The following is a 19,388-nucleotide window of genomic DNA, read 5'->3' on the forward strand; positions in this document are numbered from 1 at the left end:
CGGGAGCTCATGGGTGGACGCTGACAAGCATTCGTTTTCATTACTGCCGGCCTCAGTGCTGGTGGGAGAACAAATTATATCGGCATACTGTTGGGTCCTGAGAGAACACGCGAGTGTTTCTTTCTAGGAAGTAACGACAAATGACTGCTGCAGTCATACCGCAGAGATTATCGCCTTTCGGGGTTGGTGGTTTGTGTTGGTGTCTGCGTGAGGTGGTTGTTTGTGTGTTGTTTGAGAACTGCACAGTGGACGCGAGCATCTTTGTTGTAAGTAATGAAGAGCGTACGGTGGATGCCTTGGCACCAGGAGCCGATGAAGGACGTAGGAGGCTGCGATAAGCCTCGGGGAGCTGTCAACCGAGCTGTGATCCGAGGATGTCCGAATGGGGAAACCCAGCACGAGTGATGTCGTGTTACCCGCGCCTGAATATATAGGGCGTGTGGAGGGAACGTGGGGAAGTGAAACATCTCAGTACCCACAGGAAGAGAAAACAACCGTGATTCCGTGAGTAGTGGCGAGCGAAAGCGGAAGAGGCTAAACCATGTGCATGTGATACCCGGCAGGGGTTGTGTGCGTGGGGTTGTGGGGTTCATTTTGTCAATGCTGCCGTGTTGGCCAACAGTAAGAAATCACTGGGTTAGTGGAAGTGGTCTGGAACGGCCTGTCGTAGAGGGTGAGAATCCCGTACACGAAAACTTTGTGACTGTTGTAATGGAAACCCAAGTAGCACCGGGCCCGTGAAATCTGGTGTGAATCTGTCGGGACCACCCGATAAGCCTGAATACTCCCTGGTGACCGATAGCGGACTAGTACCGTGAGGGAAAGGTGAAAAGTACCCCGGGAGGGGAGTGAAATAGTACCTGAAACCGTGCGCTTACAATCCGTCAGAGCCTTCGAACAGACTTGTCTGTTGGGGGTGATGGCGTGCCTTTTGAAGAATGAGCCTGCGAGTTAGTGGCATGTCGCGAGGTTAACCCGTGTGGGGTAGCCGTAGCGAAAGCGAGTCCGAATAGGGCGATCGTAGTGGCATGCTCTAGACCCGAAGCGGAGTGATCTACCCATGGCCAGGTTGAAGCGACGGTAAGACGTCGTGGAGGACCGAACCCACTTAGGTTGAAAACTGAGGGGATGAGTTGTGGGTAGGGGTGAAAGGCCAATCAAACTCCGTGATAGCTGGTTCTCCCCGAAATGCATTTAGGTGCAGCGTCGCGTGTTTCTCACCGGAGGTAGAGCTACTGGATGGTCTAGGGGGCCCACAAGCTTACCGAAATCAGCCAAACTCCGAATGCCGGTGAGTGAGAGCGCGGCAGTGAGACTGCGGGCGATAAGGTTCGTAGTCGAGAGGGAAACAGCCCAGATCGCCAGCTAAGGTCCCTAAGCGTGTACTAAGTGGAAAAGGATGTGGGGTCGCGAAGACAACCAGGAGGTTGGCTTAGAAGCAGCCACCCTTGAAAGAGTGCGTAATAGCTCACTGGTCAAGTGATCCTGCGCCGACAATGTAGCGGGGCTCAAGTACACCACCGAAGCTGCGGCATTCACACAATAGCCCCCAGTTGATCCAAGGATTTTCTGGCAGGTGTGTGGATGGGTAGGGGAGCGTCGTGTGGCCATGGAAGCGGCAGGGTGACCTAGCCGTGGAGGCCACACGAGTGAGAATGCAGGCATGAGTAGCGAAAGACGAGTGAGAAACTCGTCCGCCGAATGACCAAGGGTTCCTGGGCCAGGTTAATCCGCCCAGGGTGAGTCGGGACCTAAGACGAGGCCGACAGGCGTAGCCGATGGACAACGGGTTGATATTCCCGTACCCGTGTGAACGCGCCCATGGTGAATCAGTGATACTAACCATCCTGAAGCCACGAGAAGACCTTCGGGTCTCGAGTTGGTGGATGCATGGGACCTGATCTGGTAGTAGCCAAGCGATGGGGTGACGCAGGAAGGTAGCTGAGCCAGTCAGTGGTAATACTGGTGTAAGCGTGTAGGGCGTGACCTAGGCAAATCCGGGTCGCACACAAGCCTGAGACGTGATGCGTAGCCGATTGAGGCGAATTCAGTGATCCTATGCTGCCGAGAAAAGCCTCTAGCGAGCTTTCACACGGCCCGTACCCCAAACCGACACAGGTGGTCAGGTAGAGAATACTAAGGCGATCGAGATAACTATGGTTAAGGAACTCGGCAAAATGCCCCCGTAACTTCGGGAGAAGGGGGGCCCTGTCTGGTGACGACATTTACTGTCTGAGCTGGGTGGGGCCGCAGAGACCAGTGAGAAGCGACTGTTTACTAAAAACACAGGTCCGTGCGAAGTCGTAAGACGATGTATACGGACTGACGCCTGCCCGGTGCTGGAAGGTTAAGAGGACCGGTTAGTTCCTTCGGGAGCGAAGCTGAGAATTTAAGCCCCAGTAAACGGCGGTGGTAACTATAACCATCCTAAGGTAGCGAAATTCCTTGTCGGGTAAGTTCCGACCTGCACGAATGGCGTAACGACTTCTCAGCTGTCTCAACCGTAGACTCGGCGAAATTGCATTACGAGTAAAGATGCTCGTTACGCGCGGCAGGACGAAAAGACCCCGGGACCTTCACTACAGCTTGGTATTGGTGTTCGGTTCGGTTTGTGTAGGATAGGTGGGAGACTGTGAAACGGTGACGCCAGTTATCGTGGAGTCGTTGTTGAAATACCACTCTGATCGAATTGGACCTCTAACCTCGGACCATGATCTGGTTCAGGGACAGTGCCTGGTGGGTAGTTTAACTGGGGCGGTTGCCTCCCAAAATGTAACGGAGGCGCCCAAAGGTTCCCTCAGCCTGGTTGGCAATCAGGTGTCGAGTGCAAGTGCACAAGGGAGCTTGACTGTGAGACTGACAGGTCGAGCAGGGACGAAAGTCGGGACTAGTGATCCGGCACCGGCAAGTGGAAGCGGTGTCGCTCAACGGATAAAAGGTACCCCGGGGATAACAGGCTGATCTTCCCCAAGAGTCCATATCGACGGGATGGTTTGGCACCTCGATGTCGGCTCGTCGCATCCTGGGGCTGGAGTAGGTCCCAAGGGTTGGGCTGTTCGCCCATTAAAGCGGCACGCGAGCTGGGTTTAGAACGTCGTGAGACAGTTCGGTCTCTATCCGCCGCGCGCGTTAGAAACTTGAGGAAGGCTGTCCCTAGTACGAGAGGACCGGGACGGACGAACCTCTGGTGTGCCAGTTGTTCCGCCAGGAGCACCGCTGGTTAGCTACGTTCGGAAGGGATAACCGCTGAAAGCATCTAAGCGGGAAGCCTGTTCCAAGATGAGGTTTCTCACCCCCTCGAGGGGGTAAGGCCCCCGGCAGACCACCGGGTTGATAGGCCAGAACTGGAAGTCCGGTAACGGATGCAGGTGACTGGTACTAATAGGCCGAGGACTTACCACAAAGAAGCTACGCGTCCACTGTGCGGTATCTGAAACAACACACAGATACCTTGATTTCGATCATCCATCATCGATCACCCCTGATATTCACGGGTGGTGGGTGTGTGGAGGATCTGGATCACAGGTTGGTTACTGTGACAGTTTCATAGAGTTACGGCGGTCATAGCGAAGGGGAAACGCCCGGTCCCATTCCGAACCCGGAAGCTAAGCCCTTCAGCGCCGATGGTACTGCACTCGACAGGGTGTGGGAGAGTAGGACACCGCCGAACACAATTCAAGAGAAGCCCCCCAACCAGTGATGGTTGGGGGGCTTTCTCGTACCCACAACACCCCCCAAACGACCCGCCGCCGGCACCCCCGCATCGAGCGAACGGCACTTCCGTCGCCTCAGACCGACCCAACGTACCGTTCACCCGAACACTGAAAAGCGTGCGCCCACCGCAAGTCTCGGCAGTCGAGCGCCAATCGCGCCACCAACCTGCCACGGAACCCGTCGAGCGTGGCTAGGCTCGGAAGAGGTGCCCCGTGTGATCGGGCCCACCTCACCTGTGCACGCGTGCTGACTACGGAGGCTTCGATGACCGATATTCTCGACCGCACCAAAATCTATGTTGATGGCGCCTGGATCGAATCCACTGGCAGCGGTCGGATCGACGTTCTCAATCCGGCTACGGAAGAGTTGATAGGAACTGTCGCCGAGGGCACTGTCGAAGATGTCGACGCGGCCGCGAAGGCAGCACGAAATGCTTTCCCCGCTTGGTCTGCACTATCTGGCGGCGAGCGCGCCGAATATCTTTCCAAAGCTGCTGCGATTATTGCCGAACGTACGGATGATCTTGCGGCGCTGGTTTCGCAGGATATGGGCATGCCGATCGGATTCGCCAAGCCCGTACAAATCGGAATGCCGCTGGCGAATTTGAATGCATTTGCTGAATTGGCCCGCACTTATGATTTCGACGCACACGAGGTCGGGAATTCGCTGATTGTTCGCGAACCGGCGGGTGTTGTCGGCGCAATAACTCCGTGGAACTTCCCGCTCCACCAAGTTGTCTTGAAGGTTGGCGGCGCACTCGCCGCAGGCTGCACCGTGGTTCTCAAGCCTACCGAGGTTGCGCCTCTCATCACGTACGCTCTCGCTGACATCTTCGACGAAATCGGTTTGCCTGCAGGTGTATTCAACCTGGTGAGCGGATACGGCCCGGTAGTGGGTGAAGCCATCGCCGGCCACCCCGAGGTCGACATGGTCTCCTTCACCGGATCGACTCGGGCCGGCAAGCGAGTGGCCATCGTGGCTGCAGACACAATCAAGAAGGTCTCGCTTGAACTGGGCGGCAAGTCCGCGAACGTCATTCTCGACGATGCCGACCTCGAAAAGGCTGTCACGGATGGCGTCGCAAAGTGCTTCATCAATTCGGGCCAGACCTGTTCGGCGCTGACGCGTATGTTGGTTCCCGCGGAGAAGGTGGACGAGGCAGCGGCAATTGCTGCTGCGGTGGCCGCTCATTTCCAGGTAGGTGATCCGACTCAGCCGACTTCGGTGCTTGGGCCGCTGGTGAACGCTAATCAGCTGGGACGCGTTCGCGGATACATCGAGAAGGGGGTGGCCGAGGGCGCCACCGCGGTTGTCGACGGTCGCGAAACCGGATTGGCCAGTGGGTATTTCGTCGGGCCGACGGTGTTCGCGAACGTGACTGAGGATATGACCATTGCGCGCGAGGAGATCTTCGGACCGGTCCTCTCGATCATGGGCTACAAGGACGAGGCCGACGCAGTGCGGATTGCCAACGGGACCGAATACGGTTTGGCCGGCGGAGTCTGGTCAGGTGACCCCGATCGCGCGGATCGTGTCGCACGGCAGCTGCGGGCCGGGCAGGTCGAGGTGAATGGCGGTGCGTTCAACACCAATGCGCCGTTCGGTGGGTACAAGCAGTCGGGCGTCGGACGTGAGGCGGGCACGTTCGGGCTCGAAGAGTTCCTCGAGATCAAGGCGATTCAGCGATAGTTTTGTTCGAGAATGGCGATGCTCCCGTACTAAGTACGGGAGCATCGCCATTTTTGTACCCGGATCAGGACTTGGCGGCATCCAAATGCTGAGCCGAGATGTTCGCCAGGTGTGTCAGGTCCGAGGCCACGGTCGCGAAGGTGTAACCCTCCCCAAGCCGTTGTGCCGCAACCTGACCGGAGGGTGTGTGGATTCCCGCGGCCACTCCGCTGAGGGCGGCCAGCTTCGCGCACCCGGGTAAGCGCTGCTTCGAATTCCTCGGACACGTCCGGATCGTTGGAGTGCTTACCGCCGACGGCGATTCGTAGATCGGACGGTCCGACGTACACGCCATCCAATCCGGGTACAGCACAGACCTCTTCGACGTTCTCCAGGCCTTGTGGGGTTTCGATCATCGCGAAGACAACAGTGTCGCGGTTCGCGTCGGCAGGAACGGGGCCGATACGGAGTTGCGAGCGCATGGGCCCGTAAGAGCGGATGCCGAATGGCGGATACTTGGCGGCTGCCACAGCGGCCGCGGCCTCGTCGGCGTTGTTGATCAGTGGAACGATGACGCCGACAGCGCCCGCGTCGAGTGCTCGTCCGATAGGCGTCGGATTGTTTTCCTCGACGCGCACCATCCCGACAGTGGACGGTGACGAGTCGATTGCGGTGAGGCCGGCGACCATTCCCGAATAGCCGATCAGGCCGTGCTGCATGTCGAGGGCGATGTAGTCCCAGCCGACGTGCGCGATCCATTCGGTCGAGATCGGACTGTCGAGGACGGACCAGTATCCGAGAATGCGTTCGCGTCCTCGGATGCGCGCGGCGAATTCCTGTGCTGACATAGTGAAGAACTCCTTCTGATGAAGGTCGGGTGTTTCAGCGGTTGTAGTTGGGCATGGGGCCTCGTAGGGCGGCACCGACGAGGTCACACTCTTCGATGATCGAGGAGTCCAGTGGTCCTCGCCCGATGGCCGCGATATTGGATTCGAGGTGTGCGACTTTGGATCCTCCGAGTAGCACTGACCCAGTTGCAGGTTTACTCACCAGCCAGCGCAACGCAAGCTCGGTCAGGGAAATCCCCGACTGTTCTGTGATTGCCGTCAACTGGGCGATGCGTCGAATATCTGTGTGTTCCAGTACCGTTCCTTGTACATCGACGCAAGGCGGGAGTCACCGAATCGGCCGCCTGAGGGGCTTTCCTCGAAAGTGTGACGCCCGGTCAACAGTCCACCGCCGAGTGGGTTGTAGACCATGGTGGTCAGTCCGGTCACGTCCGCGAATTCTGCGTATTCTTCTTCGATGCGACGCGCGAGCAAGTTGTAGAGCTGTTGTGCGAAGATCGGTCTCGGCGCACCTACTGTGTCTGCGGTGTAGTTGATTTCGCTGATTTGCCAGGCTGCGAAGTTGGAAAGACCGAGAGCGCGAATCTTTCCTTCCGCAACCAGTTCGGCGACGGTAGTGAGTGTTTCGCTCAGCGATACCGCTCGATCCGGCTGATGGAGATAGAACAGGTCGACGTAGTCGGTGTCGAGTCTGCGCAGGCTTGCTTCGATGCTTGCCCTGAGCCCCTTTGCCGAGAGTGGGCTGTTGTCAACGGCATCGGGGTGTGGCATTCCCGCCTTGGTGGCCAGAGTGATGGAATCGCGTCGACCATGAAGGAGTTTTGCCAGCATGCGCTCGGACTCGCCGCCCGCATAGCCGTTGGCCGTGTCGATGTGAGAGATACCGGCGTCCAGTGCTGCGTCAAGCATCGATCCGGCACCCGATATGTCGACCGTATCTCCGAAGGTCATTGTGCCGAGCACCAGTTTCGGTAGCTCGAGTGGGGCGGTCATCAGGCAACTCCTCGTGATTCGGTCTGCTTGGCTAGCAAGTTCTTGGACAGGGCTGCCACCACGTGGCGTGGTTTGATGCCGACCATGGTGGTGGGATCGAGAGCAGCGCCACGTAGTGCGCGGGTGTACGGCTCACGCGGACTGGCGAGAACTGTTTCTGTGGAACCGGATTCGACGATGGTTCCTTTCGACATCACGACTACTGTCTCGCTGACTTCTCGGACGACGCCCAAGTTGTGTGAGATGAAAACGTACGTCAACCCGGTATCGGACTGGATCTCTTGCAGCAGTTCGAGCACCTGCGCTTGGACTGAAACATCCAGGGCGCTGGTGGCTTCGTCGCACACCAACAGTTCGGGTCCGCTGGCCAGGGCCCGAGCAATTCCGATGCGCTGACGTTGGCCTCCTGAGAACTCCGCTGGACGCCGGTGTAGTGCCGAGGTTGGCAAGCCAACGCGATCGACGAGTTCTGCTGCAGCTTTGGCGCGTTCTGACTTGCTTCGAACGCCTTTGAGGCGGAGTGGTTCTCCGATGATGTCCTCGGCAGTGAGATGGGGGTCCAGTGATCCGCACGGATCTTGGAACACCATTTGAACGCGAGAACGGTAGGGGTGCAGTGACTTCTCGGACATCTGTGCGATGTCCTTGCCGTCGACGAGAATGCGTCCACTGGTCGGTGTGAGGAGCCTGACGATAGATCGAGCGATGGTCGACTTGCCACATCCGGATTCGCCGACGATGGCCAGGGTCTTGCCCTTTTCCACAGAGAAGCTCACAGCGTCCACGGCTCGGAAAACTCCGTCGGGAACCGGATACTCGACAACGAGGTCTTCGACGGCGAGAAGTGGCGTTTCGTGGGGGTTCATGCCGAGGCTCCGATCTGTGTTGAACGGGCGGGGTCGCCGTCCCAAGGCCCCAGGTTCGGTATGGCGTCGAGAAGCTTTTGTGTGTAGGCGCTTTGCGGTGAGTCGACGAGGACGTCGGCGCTACCGGTCTCGATGAATCGGCCGTCCTTCATCACGTAGATGCGATCGGAGACCAACCGCGCAACTCCGAGATCATGAGTGATGACCAGCATTCCGATCCCGGTGCGCTCCTGCAACTCGAGCAACAGGTCCAAGATGCCGCCTGGACGGTGACGTCCAGTGCACTGGTGGGCTCGTCGGCGACGATGAGTTCGGGGCCGGCGGCAAGAGCTCCGGCGATCAGGACGCGCTGCAACATTCCGCCCGACAGTTGGTGCGGATACTTGTCGAGCTGTTGCTCCGGGTAGGGAATGCGTACCTGCTCGAGTAGTTCGACGGCTCGATCGACCTGTCGTTTCTTGGTCGTAATCCCACTGTGCCGTATTGCTTCTCGGAGTTGGCTTCCGATGGTGTGGACCGGACTCAGTGCCGTCATCGGGTCCTGGGGGATCAGGGCGATGTGTATGCCACGAATCTCGTTCAAGATCTTCGTTTTTCCGAGAATGTCCCGGCCTTTGAATTCAGCTCTCCCGGAGAGAACGGCAAGATCGTCCGGCAAGAGCCCGAGGATACCCATGGCGGTCGTCGACTTGCCCGAGCCGGATTCACCGATGACGGAGACGGTTTCGCCTGCGTCGATGCAGAAGGAGACGCCGTCGACGGCTCGGATGACGCCATTGGCCGTGACAAGTTCGATCTGGAGGTCGTCGACCCGTAGTAGATTGCCCATGTCTCACGCCTTTGTTTTCTGGGCGTTGCCACGCCCGAACAGGCTTGCGCCCAGTCGTTTCGATCCTGAAGGCCGATCGTGCAGACCGTCGCCGAGTAGGTTCACTCCGACCACCAGCAGCACGATCATCAGGCCCGTCAGAGTCACGATCCACCATGAGGTGGTGATGTAGTCCTGGCCGTCGGCGATGATTCGTCCCCAGGTCGCGAATGGACGTTGCGGTCCGGCGCCGAGGTAGCTCAACGAACTTTCCAGCAGTACGGCCTGCGCGAGCAGCAGCAGGACGACGAGCGATGCCTGCTTGACGATGTTCGGAATGACGTGACGAAGCAGGATGGCCATGCGGGTAAGTCCGAGGACTCGAACTGCAGCTACATAAGGCTTTTCGCGTTCGACGAGTACCAATGAGCGAGTCAACCGCGCGACTTCGGGCCACTGCGCGATCGCGATGACAAACGTGATGACGGGAATGGACGGGCCGAACAGCGCAACAACGAGAAGCAGCATCATCAGCAGAGGCAGAGGCAGAGAAAGCTGTGCTTCGAGTAGGCGGGAGATCACGGTGTCGACCCAGCCACCGAAGTACCCCCCGGCGGATCCGGCGACGATGCCGATGAACCCGGCGACGATTACGGCGAGATACCGATCGTCAGAGACACCTGGCCGCCGTGCAGGATCCGTGAGAGGAGATCTCGTCCCAACTGATCGGTGCCGAACAGATGGCCGTCGGTGAGAGGCGGTAGCCGTCGACTGCTCAGATTGGTCTGGTTCGGATCTGCAAGGGGGAGCAGTCCGGCCAATGCAACGGGAAGAATCACCAGGAGCGCGCAGATCGAGCCGGCCCAGATCTTGACTCGGCTGTCTCGCTTACGGCGCGTGCGAAGTCTGCCTCTGTGACCGCGCTGGCGCGTGGAGTTGTGGGAGGTTCGAACACGGCGCTGTTCTTTCCGTCGATCACACCGGTCGGTACATCGTCACGCGGCCACGGAGTTTCGGGGATGTACACAGTCTTTGCTCCATAACGGAGTTTCTCGCGCACCCCACTTCGGTCGCCGCTCCGGACAGTCCACCTTCAGTGAAACCTTCAGACAACGAGGTCAAGCCAATGTCAATCGAATCCACCCCACTGCCGCTGATCACTGTCACGATGGGCGACGGCGCCGGCGTCGGGCCGGAAGTGATCGTCCCCGCACTCCTCGACGACGAAACGAGAAAGCGTTGCCGCCCGGTCGTTGTCGGCGACGCGAAGCGCCTGCGTCTGGCCGCCGAGGTTCTCGGAATCGACGTCGATGTGGTCGACGTCGAGGAGATCAAGGATGCTGAATTCATCGATGGACGGATCAACGTCATCGATTTGGACTTGCTACCTGAGGATCTCGCGTGGGGTGAACTGTCGGCAGTCGCGGGAGATGCGGCCTATCAGTACATCCGCGTTGCACGCGAACTCGCTGTTCGCGGTGAAGTCCAAGCGATCTGCACAGCGCCGCTGAACAAGGAAGCGCTGCATGCGGCAGGACACATCTATCCCGGACACACGGAATTGCTTGCGCACCTGACCGGTACCGAGGAGGTGTCGATGATGTTGTCGACCCCCAAGCTCAAGGTGATTCACGTGACCACTCACATCGGACTGCTCGACGCGGTCGCCAGGATTGAACCGGGTCTGGTGGAGCGGACCATTCGTCGAAGTCATGAAGCGTTGGTGCGCAAGGGAAATCCGTCTCCGAAGATTGGCGTCTGCGGGATCAACCCGCACGCAGAGGAGGATGGGCTCTTCGGCTACGGGGAGGAAGAGCAGAAGATCATTCCCGCCGTTGAACTGTTGAAGGCAGAAGGAATCGACGTCCACGGTCCTCTGCCGGCGGATACCGCGTTCTTCCTGGCCGGCCGTGGTGACTACGACTTGATCGTCGCGATGTATCACGATCAGGGGCACGGCCCGGTCAAGGTCCTCGGAATCGAGGCCGGGGTCAACATCACTGTGGGCTTGCCGGTCATACGAACCTCCGTCGATCACGGAACCGCATTCGATATTGCAGGTAAGGGCATCGCCGAGGCCGGTAGTATGGTCGAAGCGCTGCGGCAGGCGGCCGAATTGGCAACCAGCACATTCGTTTCCAAGTAAGCACCAGAGTTCGTAGGGGGAGGAGCGATGGCCATCCGGGAGTCGGAGGCGCGGCGGTCTGAAATCGCAAGACTTGCGCGCACGAGTGGTCTGGCCAGCGTCGAGGACCTCTCGGCTCAGTTCGGGGTCACCGCGTCGACTATCCGTCGAGACCTGAGTCAGTTGACTGCTCAGGGACTCATCGCACGCACCTATGGCGGGGCAATTGCAATCAATCCCCATCCGGAATCATCTCTGCGTCAGAGAGCGATGGAGGGATTCGACGCCAAACGGGGGATTGCAGAGTGGGCTGCCGAGCAGGTCCGGCCCGGAGAAACTGTGCTCCTGGATGCAGGCACCACTGTGGGTGCGATGGGTGAGTTCTTACGTCACGTGACGAATTTGACGGTGATTGCTGCAGGGCTGACAGTGCTCGAAGCGCTAGCCGATGCTGATGGTGTCCGAGTCGAATGTCTCGGTGGGACGTTGAGGCCGCTCAGCCAAGGATTTGTCGGACCACTTGCTGAAGCGTCGTTGCAGAGGGTGTCGTTCGACAAGGCATTCCTCGGAGCCGACGCGGTTACCGCTGACCTGGGTATTTGTGAAGCTGAGCTCGATCAGACACGGCTCAAGGAAATGATGATCGAACGTGCCGGCGAGGTCTACATACTCGCGCACTCCGCCAAACTCGGTGAACGTCCTTTCCATGCGTGGGCGCCGATACCGCCGGGGGCTGTGCTGGTCACCGATGCTGCGGTAGGCGCAGGGCAGGTCACGTTGTTCGAGGCCGCCGGAATCCGAGTCCAAGTGGTGTGAGTGTGAGGTCCCGCTGCGTGCCGATTCGGCCACGGTGTCCGGCGTCACATGATGTCGGAATCGGCAAAAATCGGTTGAAACGGACAATCTTGCTGGGGAAATGGATATCTCCGAGCCTCTGACCTGTGGATTTGTCAAAGACTTCAGCGGACGCGTAACTTATTCCAAGTCAGAGCGACACGGACACCGACTCCCGCCTTACGGCGAGTGACACGAGGTTGTACGAAGTCCCTGACCAAATTTCGAAGTAGTTTCCATCATGTATGGTTGTGCTTCACTTCCAGTTCTTCCTCGGATGTTCAGTGGTTTGCGCCGGTGACCTGGTTGGGATAGGCTGGAAAAGTTGCCCCGGAGCGGCGGCCATAGGGTCGTGGTGATGGTGTGTGCGTGTTCTTTGAGAACTCAACAGTGTGTCGATGAATGTCAGTGCCAAATTTTTTTGGTACTTCACATCCGCGAATGATCAACCGCCTTTTGGGGTTTGGTTGGTTTGTGTGTGGTGTGAGTATTTTTCGTCGGTGATTGTTCATTCTTCCGTCTGAATGGTTGCCGACACATTTTTTGCTAGTTGAGTTTTTTTGCTAGTGATTTGACTCTTTTTGTCTATGACTGATTAGCAGTTTCGGCTGTGAATCTAGAGTCTTCAACGGAGAGTTTGATCCTGGCTCAGGACGAACGCTGGCGGCGTGCTTAACACATGCAAGTCGAGCGGTAAGGCCTTTCGGGGTACACGAGCGGCGAACGGGTGAGTAACACGTGGGTGATCTGCCCTGCACTTCGGGATAAGCCTGGGAAACTGGGTCTAATACCGGATATGACCTCCTATCGCATGGTGGGTGGTGGAAAGATTTATCGGTGCAGGATGGGCCCGCGGCCTATCAGCTTGTTGGTGGGGTAATGGCCTACCAAGGCGACGACGGGTAGCCGACCTGAGAGGGTGACCGGCCACACTGGGACTGAGACACGGCCCAGACTCCTACGGGAGGCAGCAGTGGGGAATATTGCACAATGGGCGAAAGCCTGATGCAGCGACGCCGCGTGAGGGATGACGGCCTTCGGGTTGTAAACCTCTTTCAGCAGGGACGAAGCGCAAGTGACGGTACCTGCAGAAGAAGCACCGGCTAACTACGTGCCAGCAGCCGCGGTAATACGTAGGGTGCAAGCGTTGTCCGGAATTACTGGGCGTAAAGAGTTCGTAGGCGGTTTGTCGCGTCGTTTGTGAAAACCAGCAGCTCAACTGCTGGCTTGCAGGCGATACGGGCAGACTTGAGTACTGCAGGGGAGACTGGAATTCCTGGTGTAGCGGTGAAATGCGCAGATATCAGGAGGAACACCGGTGGCGAAGGCGGGTCTCTGGGCAGTAACTGACGCTGAGGAACGAAAGCGTGGGTAGCGAACAGGATTAGATACCCTGGTAGTCCACGCCGTAAACGGTGGGCGCTAGGTGTGGGTTCCTTCCACGGAATCCGTGCCGTAGCTAACGCATTAAGCGCCCCGCCTGGGGAGTACGGCCGCAAGGCTAAAACTCAAAGGAATTGACGGGGGCCCGCACAAGCGGCGGAGCATGTGGATTAATTCGATGCAACGCGAAGAACCTTACCTGGGTTTGACATATACCGGAAAGCTGCAGAGATGTGGCCCCCCTTGTGGTCGGTATACAGGTGGTGCATGGCTGTCGTCAGCTCGTGTCGTGAGATGTTGGGTTAAGTCCCGCAACGAGCGCAACCCCTATCTTATGTTGCCAGCACGTTATGGTGGGGACTCGTAAGAGACTGCCGGGGTCAACTCGGAGGAAGGTGGGGACGACGTCAAGTCATCATGCCCCTTATGTCCAGGGCTTCACACATGCTACAATGGCCAGTACAGAGGGCTGCGAGACCGTGAGGTGGAGCGAATCCCTTAAAGCTGGTCTCAGTTCGGATCGGGGTCTGCAACTCGACCCCGTGAAGTCGGAGTCGCTAGTAATCGCAGATCAGCAACGCTGCGGTGAATACGTTCCCGGGCCTTGTACACACCGCCCGTCACGTCATGAAAGTCGGTAACACCCGAAGCCGGTGGCTTAACCCCTTGTGGGAGGGAGCCGTCGAAGGTGGGATCGGCGATTGGGACGAAGTCGTAACAAGGTAGCCGTACCGGAAGGTGCGGCTGGATCACCTCCTTTCTAAGGAGCATTCTCCAACACAACGTCCACACAGGTGGATGGTTGGTTGGCAGAGCCTGTTTCGGATCCATTTGTGGTCCGGCGGGAGCTCATGGGTGGACGCTGACAAGCATTCGTTTTCATTACTGCCGGCCTCAGTGCTGGTGGGAGAACAAATTATATCGGCATACTGTTGGGTCCTGAGAGAACACGCGAGTGTTTCTTTCTAGGAAGTAACGACAAATGACTGCTGCAGTCATACCGCAGAGATTATCGCCTTTCGGGGTTGGTGGTTTGTGTTGGTGTCTGCGTGAGGTGGTTGTTTGTGTGTTGTTTGAGAACTGCACAGTGGACGCGAGCATCTTTGTTGTAAGTAATGAAGAGCGTACGGTGGATGCCTTGGCACCAGGAGCCGATGAAGGACGTAGGAGGCTGCGATAAGCCTCGGGGAGCTGTCAACCGAGCTGTGATCCGAGGATGTCCGAATGGGGAAACCCAGCACGAGTGATGTCGTGTTACCCGCGCCTGAATATATAGGGCGTGTGGAGGGAACGTGGGGAAGTGAAACATCTCAGTACCCACAGGAAGAGAAAACAACCGTGATTCCGTGAGTAGTGGCGAGCGAAAGCGGAAGAGGCTAAACCATGTGCATGTGATACCCGGCAGGGGTTGTGTGCGTGGGGTTGTGGGGTTCATTTTGTCAATGCTGCCGTGTTGGCCAACAGTAAGAAATCACTGGGTTAGTGGAAGTGGTCTGGAACGGCCTGTCGTAGAGGGTGAGAATCCCGTACACGAAAACTTTGTGACTGTTGTAATGGAAACCCAAGTAGCACCGGGCCCGTGAAATCTGGTGTGAATCTGTCGGGACCACCCGATAAGCCTGAATACTCCCTGGTGACCGATAGCGGACTAGTACCGTGAGGGAAAGGTGAAAAGTACCCCGGGAGGGGAGTGAAATAGTACCTGAAACCGTGCGCTTACAATCCGTCAGAGCCTTCGAACAGACTTGTCTGTTGGGGGTGATGGCGTGCCTTTTGAAGAATGAGCCTGCGAGTTAGTGGCATGTCGCGAGGTTAACCCGTGTGGGGTAGCCGTAGCGAAAGCGAGTCCGAATAGGGCGATCGTAGTGGCATGCTCTAGACCCGAAGCGGAGTGATCTACCCATGGCCAGGTTGAAGCGACGGTAAGACGTCGTGGAGGACCGAACCCACTTAGGTTGAAAACTGAGGGGATGAGTTGTGGGTAGGGGTGAAAGGCCAATCAAACTCCGTGATAGCTGGTTCTCCCCGAAATGCATTTAGGTGCAGCGTCGCGTGTTTCTCACCGGAGGTAGAGCTACTGGATGGTCTAGGGGGCCCACAAGCTTACCGAAATCAGCCAAACTCCGAATGCCGGTGAGTGAGAGCGCGGCAGTGAGACTGCGGGCGATAAGGTTCGTAGTCGAGAGGGAAACAGCCCAGATCGCCAGCTAAGGTCCCTAAGCGTGTACTAAGTGGAAAAGGATGTGGGGTCGCGAAGACAACCAGGAGGTTGGCTTAGAAGCAGCCACCCTTGAAAGAGTGCGTAATAGCTCACTGGTCAAGTGATCCTGCGCCGACAATGTAGCGGGGCTCAAGTACACCACCGAAGCTGCGGCATTCACGCAATAGCCCCCCTTCACTCTGCGGAGTGTTGGGCAGGTGTGTGGATGGGTAGGGGAGCGTCGTGTGGCCATGGAAGCGGCAGGGTGACCTAGCCGTGGAGGCCACACGAGTGAGAATGCAGGCATGAGTAGCGAAAGACGAGTGAGAAACTCGTCCGCCGAATGACCAAGGGTTCCTGGGCCAGGTTAATCCGCCCAGGGTGAGTCGGGACCTAAGACGAGGCCGACAGGCGTAGCCGATGGACAACGGGTTGATATTCCCGTACCCGTGTGAACGCGCCCATGGTGAATCAGTGATACTAACCATCCTGAAGCCACGAGAAGACCTTCGGGTCTCGAGTTGGTGGATGCATGGGACCTGATCTGGTAGTAGCCAAGCGATGGGGTGACGCAGGAAGGTAGCTGAGCCAGTCAGTGGTAATACTGGTGTAAGCGTGTAGGGCGTGACCTAGGCAAATCCGGGTCGCACATAGCCTGAGACGTGATGCGTAGCCGATTGAGGCGAATTCAGTGATCCTATGCTGCCGAGAAAAGCCTCTAGCGAGCTTTCACACGGCCCGTACCCCAAACCGACACAGGTGGTCAGGTAGAGAATACTAAGGCGATCGAGATAACTATGGTTAAGGAACTCGGCAAAATGCCCCCGTAACTTCGGGAGAAGGGGGGCCCTGTCTGGTGACGACATTTACTGTCTGAGCTGGGTGGGGCCGCAGAGACCAGTGAGAAGCGACTGTTTACTAAAAACACAGGTCCGTGCGAAGTCGTAAGACGATGTATACGGACTGACGCCTGCCCGGTGCTGGAAGGTTAAGAGGACCGGTTAGTTCCTTCGGGAGCGAAGCTGAGAATTTAAGCCCCAGTAAACGGCGGTGGTAACTATAACCATCCTAAGGTAGCGAAATTCCTTGTCGGGTAAGTTCCGACCTGCACGAATGGCGTAACGACTTCTCAGCTGTCTCAACCGTAGACTCGGCGAAATTGCATTACGAGTAAAGATGCTCGTTACGCGCGGCAGGACGAAAAGACCCCGGGACCTTCACTACAGCTTGGTATTGGTGTTCGGTTCGGTTTGTGTAGGATAGGTGGGAGACTGTGAAACGGTGACGCCAGTTATCGTGGAGTCGTTGTTGAAATACCACTCTGATCGAATTGGACCTCTAACCTCGGACCATGATCTGGTTCAGGGACAGTGCCTGGTGGGTAGTTTAACTGGGGCGGTTGCCTCCCAAAATGTAACGGAGGCGCCCAAAGGTTCCCTCAGCCTGGTTGGCAATCAGGTGTCGAGTGCAAGTGCACAAGGGAGCTTGACTGTGAGACTGACAGGTCGAGCAGGGACGAAAGTCGGGACTAGTGATCCGGCACCGGCAAGTGGAAGCGGTGTCGCTCAACGGATAAAAGGTACCCCGGGGATAACAGGCTGATCTTCCCCAAGAGTCCATATCGACGGGATGGTTTGGCACCTCGATGTCGGCTCGTCGCATCCTGGGGCTGGAGTAGGTCCCAAGGGTTGGGCTGTTCGCCCATTAAAGCGGCACGCGAGCTGGGTTTAGAACGTCGTGAGACAGTTCGGTCTCTATCCGCCGCGCGCGTTAGAAACTTGAGGAAGGCTGTCCCTAGTACGAGAGGACCGGGACGGACGAACCTCTGGTGTGCCAGTTGTTCCGCCAGGAGCACCGCTGGTTAGCTACGTTCGGAAGGGATAACCGCTGAAAGCATCTAAGCGGGAAGCCTGTTCCAAGATGAGGTTTCTCACCCCCTCGAGGGGGTAAGGCCCCCGGCAGACCACCGGGTTGATAGGCCAGAACTGGAAGTCCGGTAACGGATGCAGGTGACTGGTACTAATAGGCCGAGGACTTACCACAAAGAAGCTACGCGTCCACTGTGCGGTATCTGAAACAACACACAGATACCTTGATTTCGATCATCCATCATCGATCACCCCTGATATTCACGGGTGGTGGGTGTGTGGAGGATCTGGATCACAGGTTGGTTACTGTGACAGTTTCATAGAGTTACGGCGGTCATAGCGAAGGGGAAACGCCCGGTCCCATTCCGAACCCGGAAGCTAAGCCCTTCAGCGCCGATGGTACTGCACTCGACAGGGTGTGGGAGAGTAGGACACCGCCGAACACAATTTAAGAGAAGCCCCCCAACCAGTGATGGTTGGGGGGCTTTCTCGTACCCACAACACCCCCAAACGACCCGCCGCCGGCACCCCCACATCGAGCCAACGGCACTTCCGTCGCCTCAGACCGACCCAACGTACCGTTCACCCGAACAAGGCTGGGCAAAGGCAGACAGAGTGGGGCAGGGAGAACCGGGAAAATCGTGGGCTACTTCCTATCGCAGCGCCGTCTGTAGCACCTCGCAGAGCACATCCAGCGTCCTCGGGTACTGGGACTGCGTCGGCGTGCTGTATCCGACGACGATTCCGTCACCGCCGACTGACGCCACGTCGGGGTGTCGGAAGGTGGACAGTCCTTCGAGGCTGAGATCGCACGTCTGAGCAGCAGTAAGCACGGCTTGTTCGCTGCCGGAAGGCAGTCGGATCACAGCGTGAAGTCCCGCGGAGATCCCCTCGATCCGGACGTGGGGCACTTTCTGAGCGAGCGTCGCAACCAGTTGATCGCGTCGTCGTCGGTAAGTGGCGCGCATCTTCCGAATATGGCTGTCAAATCTTCCGGACTCGATGAAGTCTGCCAACGTCAATTGATCCGTTGAACTGACCCAGCGTTCGTAAGGTCCTTTTGTTGCGAGAACGGGTTCGATCAGCCTGTCCGGCAACACCATCCACCCAATTCGAATCGCCGGCGACAGTGTCTTGCTGACAGTGCCCAGGTAGGCAACCTGCTGCGGCGCGATGCCTTGGAGTGCTCCGACAGGTTTTCTGTCATAACGGAATTCGCCGTCGTAGTCGTCCTCGATGATGACGCTGCCCGTGCTCGAGGCCCATTCGACAGCGGTTGCACGCCTTGCCGGCGTCAGTGGTCCACCGAGGGGGAACTGATGCGTGGGAGTCAGAAGCGCGCTGCGGGTGGACGTTGATCCCAATTCTTCTGTGCAAGTTCCAGATTCGTCGACCGAGATGGGAACAGTTCGTAATCCTTCGTCGACAAGTAGCTGCCGGTGAAGATGAAGGCAGAAAGAATCGACTGCAATCGCTCCGCCGAGGGCACGGGCGAGGAGGGAGATCCCGTGACCCGAGCTGGCGCTGATCACAATGCGGCTCGGGTCGACGCGAACTCCTCTGGCTCGGCTCAGATAGGTGGTGAGGGCGTTTCGGAGTTCGACTCGGCCTCTGGGGTCAGTGGCGGCGAAGGCGTCGTTCGGTGCGGCAGTCAACGCCCGCCTGGCGGATGAAATCCATGCAGCGCGGGGAAACGCCGACGCGTCCGGCGATCCGGGGAGAAGGCTGTAGGTGAAGCGCGGTCTTGTCGGCGACGGATCGGTCCCGCGAATGTGTGCGTCGGCGAGCGAAGCGACTACAGTCCCCGAACCCTGCCGTGTGACGAGCCATCCAGCTGCAGCAAGCTCGGCATAGCAGTCCGCAACGGTGTTTCGTGCGACGCCGAGGTCGAGTGCCAGGGTGCGGGAGGGTGGAAGCCTGGTGCCAGGTTTCAACAGCCCACTGTCGATCGCGTCGCGAAGCGTCTGTAGCAACGCGGCTCGAACCCCAATTCCGTGCGGTAGTTCGACATGCAGATCGAACCCAAGATTGGCCCATGAATTCACCACCGGATTGAACCATGTTTCGGGGTCTTTTCGGGC

Annotated in this window: 12 protein-coding genes and 5 rRNA genes; 8 read left to right on the top strand and 9 right to left on the bottom strand. The window is 57.9% G+C overall.

The window, feature by feature from the left end:
* The first annotated feature begins 264 nt into the window (after window positions 1-264).
* The 3 genes from ACSW29_RS04205 (at window position 265) to ACSW29_RS04215 (ending at window position 5,403) form a co-directional block, all read left to right on the top strand.
* Window positions 265-3,402 (top strand): 23S ribosomal RNA (locus ACSW29_RS04205).
* Between the two features lie 151 nt (window positions 3,403-3,553).
* Window positions 3,554-3,670, top strand: a 5S ribosomal RNA gene (gene rrf / locus ACSW29_RS04210).
* Window positions 3,671-3,978: 308 nt separating this feature from the next.
* Entirely contained in the window at window positions 3,979-5,403 is a 1,425-nt protein-coding gene (locus ACSW29_RS04215; RefSeq protein ID WP_230817979.1) for an aldehyde dehydrogenase family protein, read from the top strand.
* Window positions 5,404-5,432: 29 nt separating this feature from the next.
* Here ACSW29_RS04215 and ACSW29_RS04220 read toward each other — a convergent pair whose 3' ends face one another.
* The 8 genes from ACSW29_RS04220 to ACSW29_RS04255 form a co-directional block, all read right to left on the bottom strand.
* Complete coding sequence (locus tag ACSW29_RS04220; protein ID WP_448276566.1) at window positions 5,433-6,230, bottom strand: HpcH/HpaI aldolase family protein; 798 nt, start codon at window positions 6,228-6,230, stop codon at window positions 5,433-5,435.
* Between the two features lie 34 nt (window positions 6,231-6,264).
* A complete protein-coding gene (locus ACSW29_RS04225; RefSeq protein WP_448276567.1) occupies window positions 6,265-6,492 on the bottom strand; it encodes an aldo/keto reductase in 228 nt (75 codons plus the stop codon).
* Window positions 6,489-7,223: an aldo/keto reductase gene (locus ACSW29_RS04230; protein ID WP_448276568.1), complete on the bottom strand. Its 735-nt coding sequence runs from the start codon at window positions 7,221-7,223 to the stop codon at window positions 6,489-6,491. Before ACSW29_RS04230 ends, ACSW29_RS04225 begins: the two co-directional genes overlap by 4 nt.
* Window positions 7,223-8,089 (bottom strand): ATP-binding cassette domain-containing protein, encoded by an 867-nt coding sequence (locus tag ACSW29_RS04235; RefSeq protein WP_448276569.1) that lies wholly within the window; start codon window positions 8,087-8,089, stop codon window positions 7,223-7,225. Before ACSW29_RS04235 ends, ACSW29_RS04230 begins: the two co-directional genes overlap by 1 nt.
* Window positions 8,086-8,241, bottom strand: a complete 156-nt coding sequence (locus ACSW29_RS04240) for a hypothetical protein (protein WP_448276570.1) — start codon at window positions 8,239-8,241, stop codon at window positions 8,086-8,088. The genes ACSW29_RS04235 and ACSW29_RS04240 overlap by 4 nt, the downstream gene beginning before the upstream one ends.
* Window positions 8,241-8,918 (bottom strand): ABC transporter ATP-binding protein, encoded by a 678-nt coding sequence (locus ACSW29_RS04245; RefSeq protein WP_448276571.1) that lies wholly within the window; start codon window positions 8,916-8,918, stop codon window positions 8,241-8,243. Before ACSW29_RS04245 ends, ACSW29_RS04240 begins: the two co-directional genes overlap by 1 nt.
* Before the next feature lie 3 nt (window positions 8,919-8,921).
* The gene (locus ACSW29_RS04250) at window positions 8,922-9,479 is read right to left on the bottom strand and encodes an ABC transporter permease (RefSeq protein ID WP_448276572.1); all 558 of its coding nucleotides are present in this window, start codon (window positions 9,477-9,479) and stop codon (window positions 8,922-8,924) included.
* 68 nt (window positions 9,480-9,547) lie between these two features.
* Entirely contained in the window at window positions 9,548-9,736 is a 189-nt protein-coding gene (locus ACSW29_RS04255) for a hypothetical protein (RefSeq protein WP_448276573.1), read from the bottom strand.
* 287 nt (window positions 9,737-10,023) lie between these two features.
* Here ACSW29_RS04255 and pdxA point away from each other — a divergent pair, with 287 nt between their 5' ends.
* The 5 genes from pdxA to rrf (ACSW29_RS04280) all read left to right on the top strand — a co-directional run bounded on the left by pdxA (window position 10,024) and on the right by rrf (ACSW29_RS04280) (window position 17,750).
* On the top strand, window positions 10,024-11,043 hold the full coding sequence (pdxA, locus tag ACSW29_RS04260) for a 4-hydroxythreonine-4-phosphate dehydrogenase PdxA (RefSeq protein ID WP_448276575.1): 1,020 nt from the start codon (window positions 10,024-10,026) through the stop codon (window positions 11,041-11,043).
* A 27-nt stretch (window positions 11,044-11,070) separates the two neighbouring features.
* Window positions 11,071-11,838, top strand: coding sequence for a DeoR/GlpR family DNA-binding transcription regulator (locus ACSW29_RS04265; RefSeq protein WP_448276576.1), 768 nt, complete (start codon window positions 11,071-11,073; stop codon window positions 11,836-11,838).
* 643 nt (window positions 11,839-12,481) lie between these two features.
* Window positions 12,482-13,999 (top strand): 16S ribosomal RNA (locus ACSW29_RS04270).
* 346 nt (window positions 14,000-14,345) lie between these two features.
* Window positions 14,346-17,482 (top strand): 23S ribosomal RNA (locus tag ACSW29_RS04275).
* Window positions 17,483-17,633: 151 nt separating this feature from the next.
* Window positions 17,634-17,750, top strand: a 5S ribosomal RNA gene (gene rrf, locus ACSW29_RS04280).
* The 16S, 23S and 5S rRNA genes sit together here, the layout of an rRNA operon.
* A 210-nt stretch (window positions 17,751-17,960) precedes the next feature.
* On the opposite strand, the gene pdxR is transcribed toward rrf (ACSW29_RS04280), so the two are convergent.
* Window positions 17,961-19,352: a MocR-like pyridoxine biosynthesis transcription factor PdxR gene (gene pdxR, locus ACSW29_RS04285; RefSeq protein ID WP_347875240.1), complete on the bottom strand. Its 1,392-nt coding sequence runs from the start codon at window positions 19,350-19,352 to the stop codon at window positions 17,961-17,963.
* Between the last annotated feature and the right edge of the window lie 36 nt (window positions 19,353-19,388).

The organism is Rhodococcus sp. GB-02, assembly GCF_053470465.1.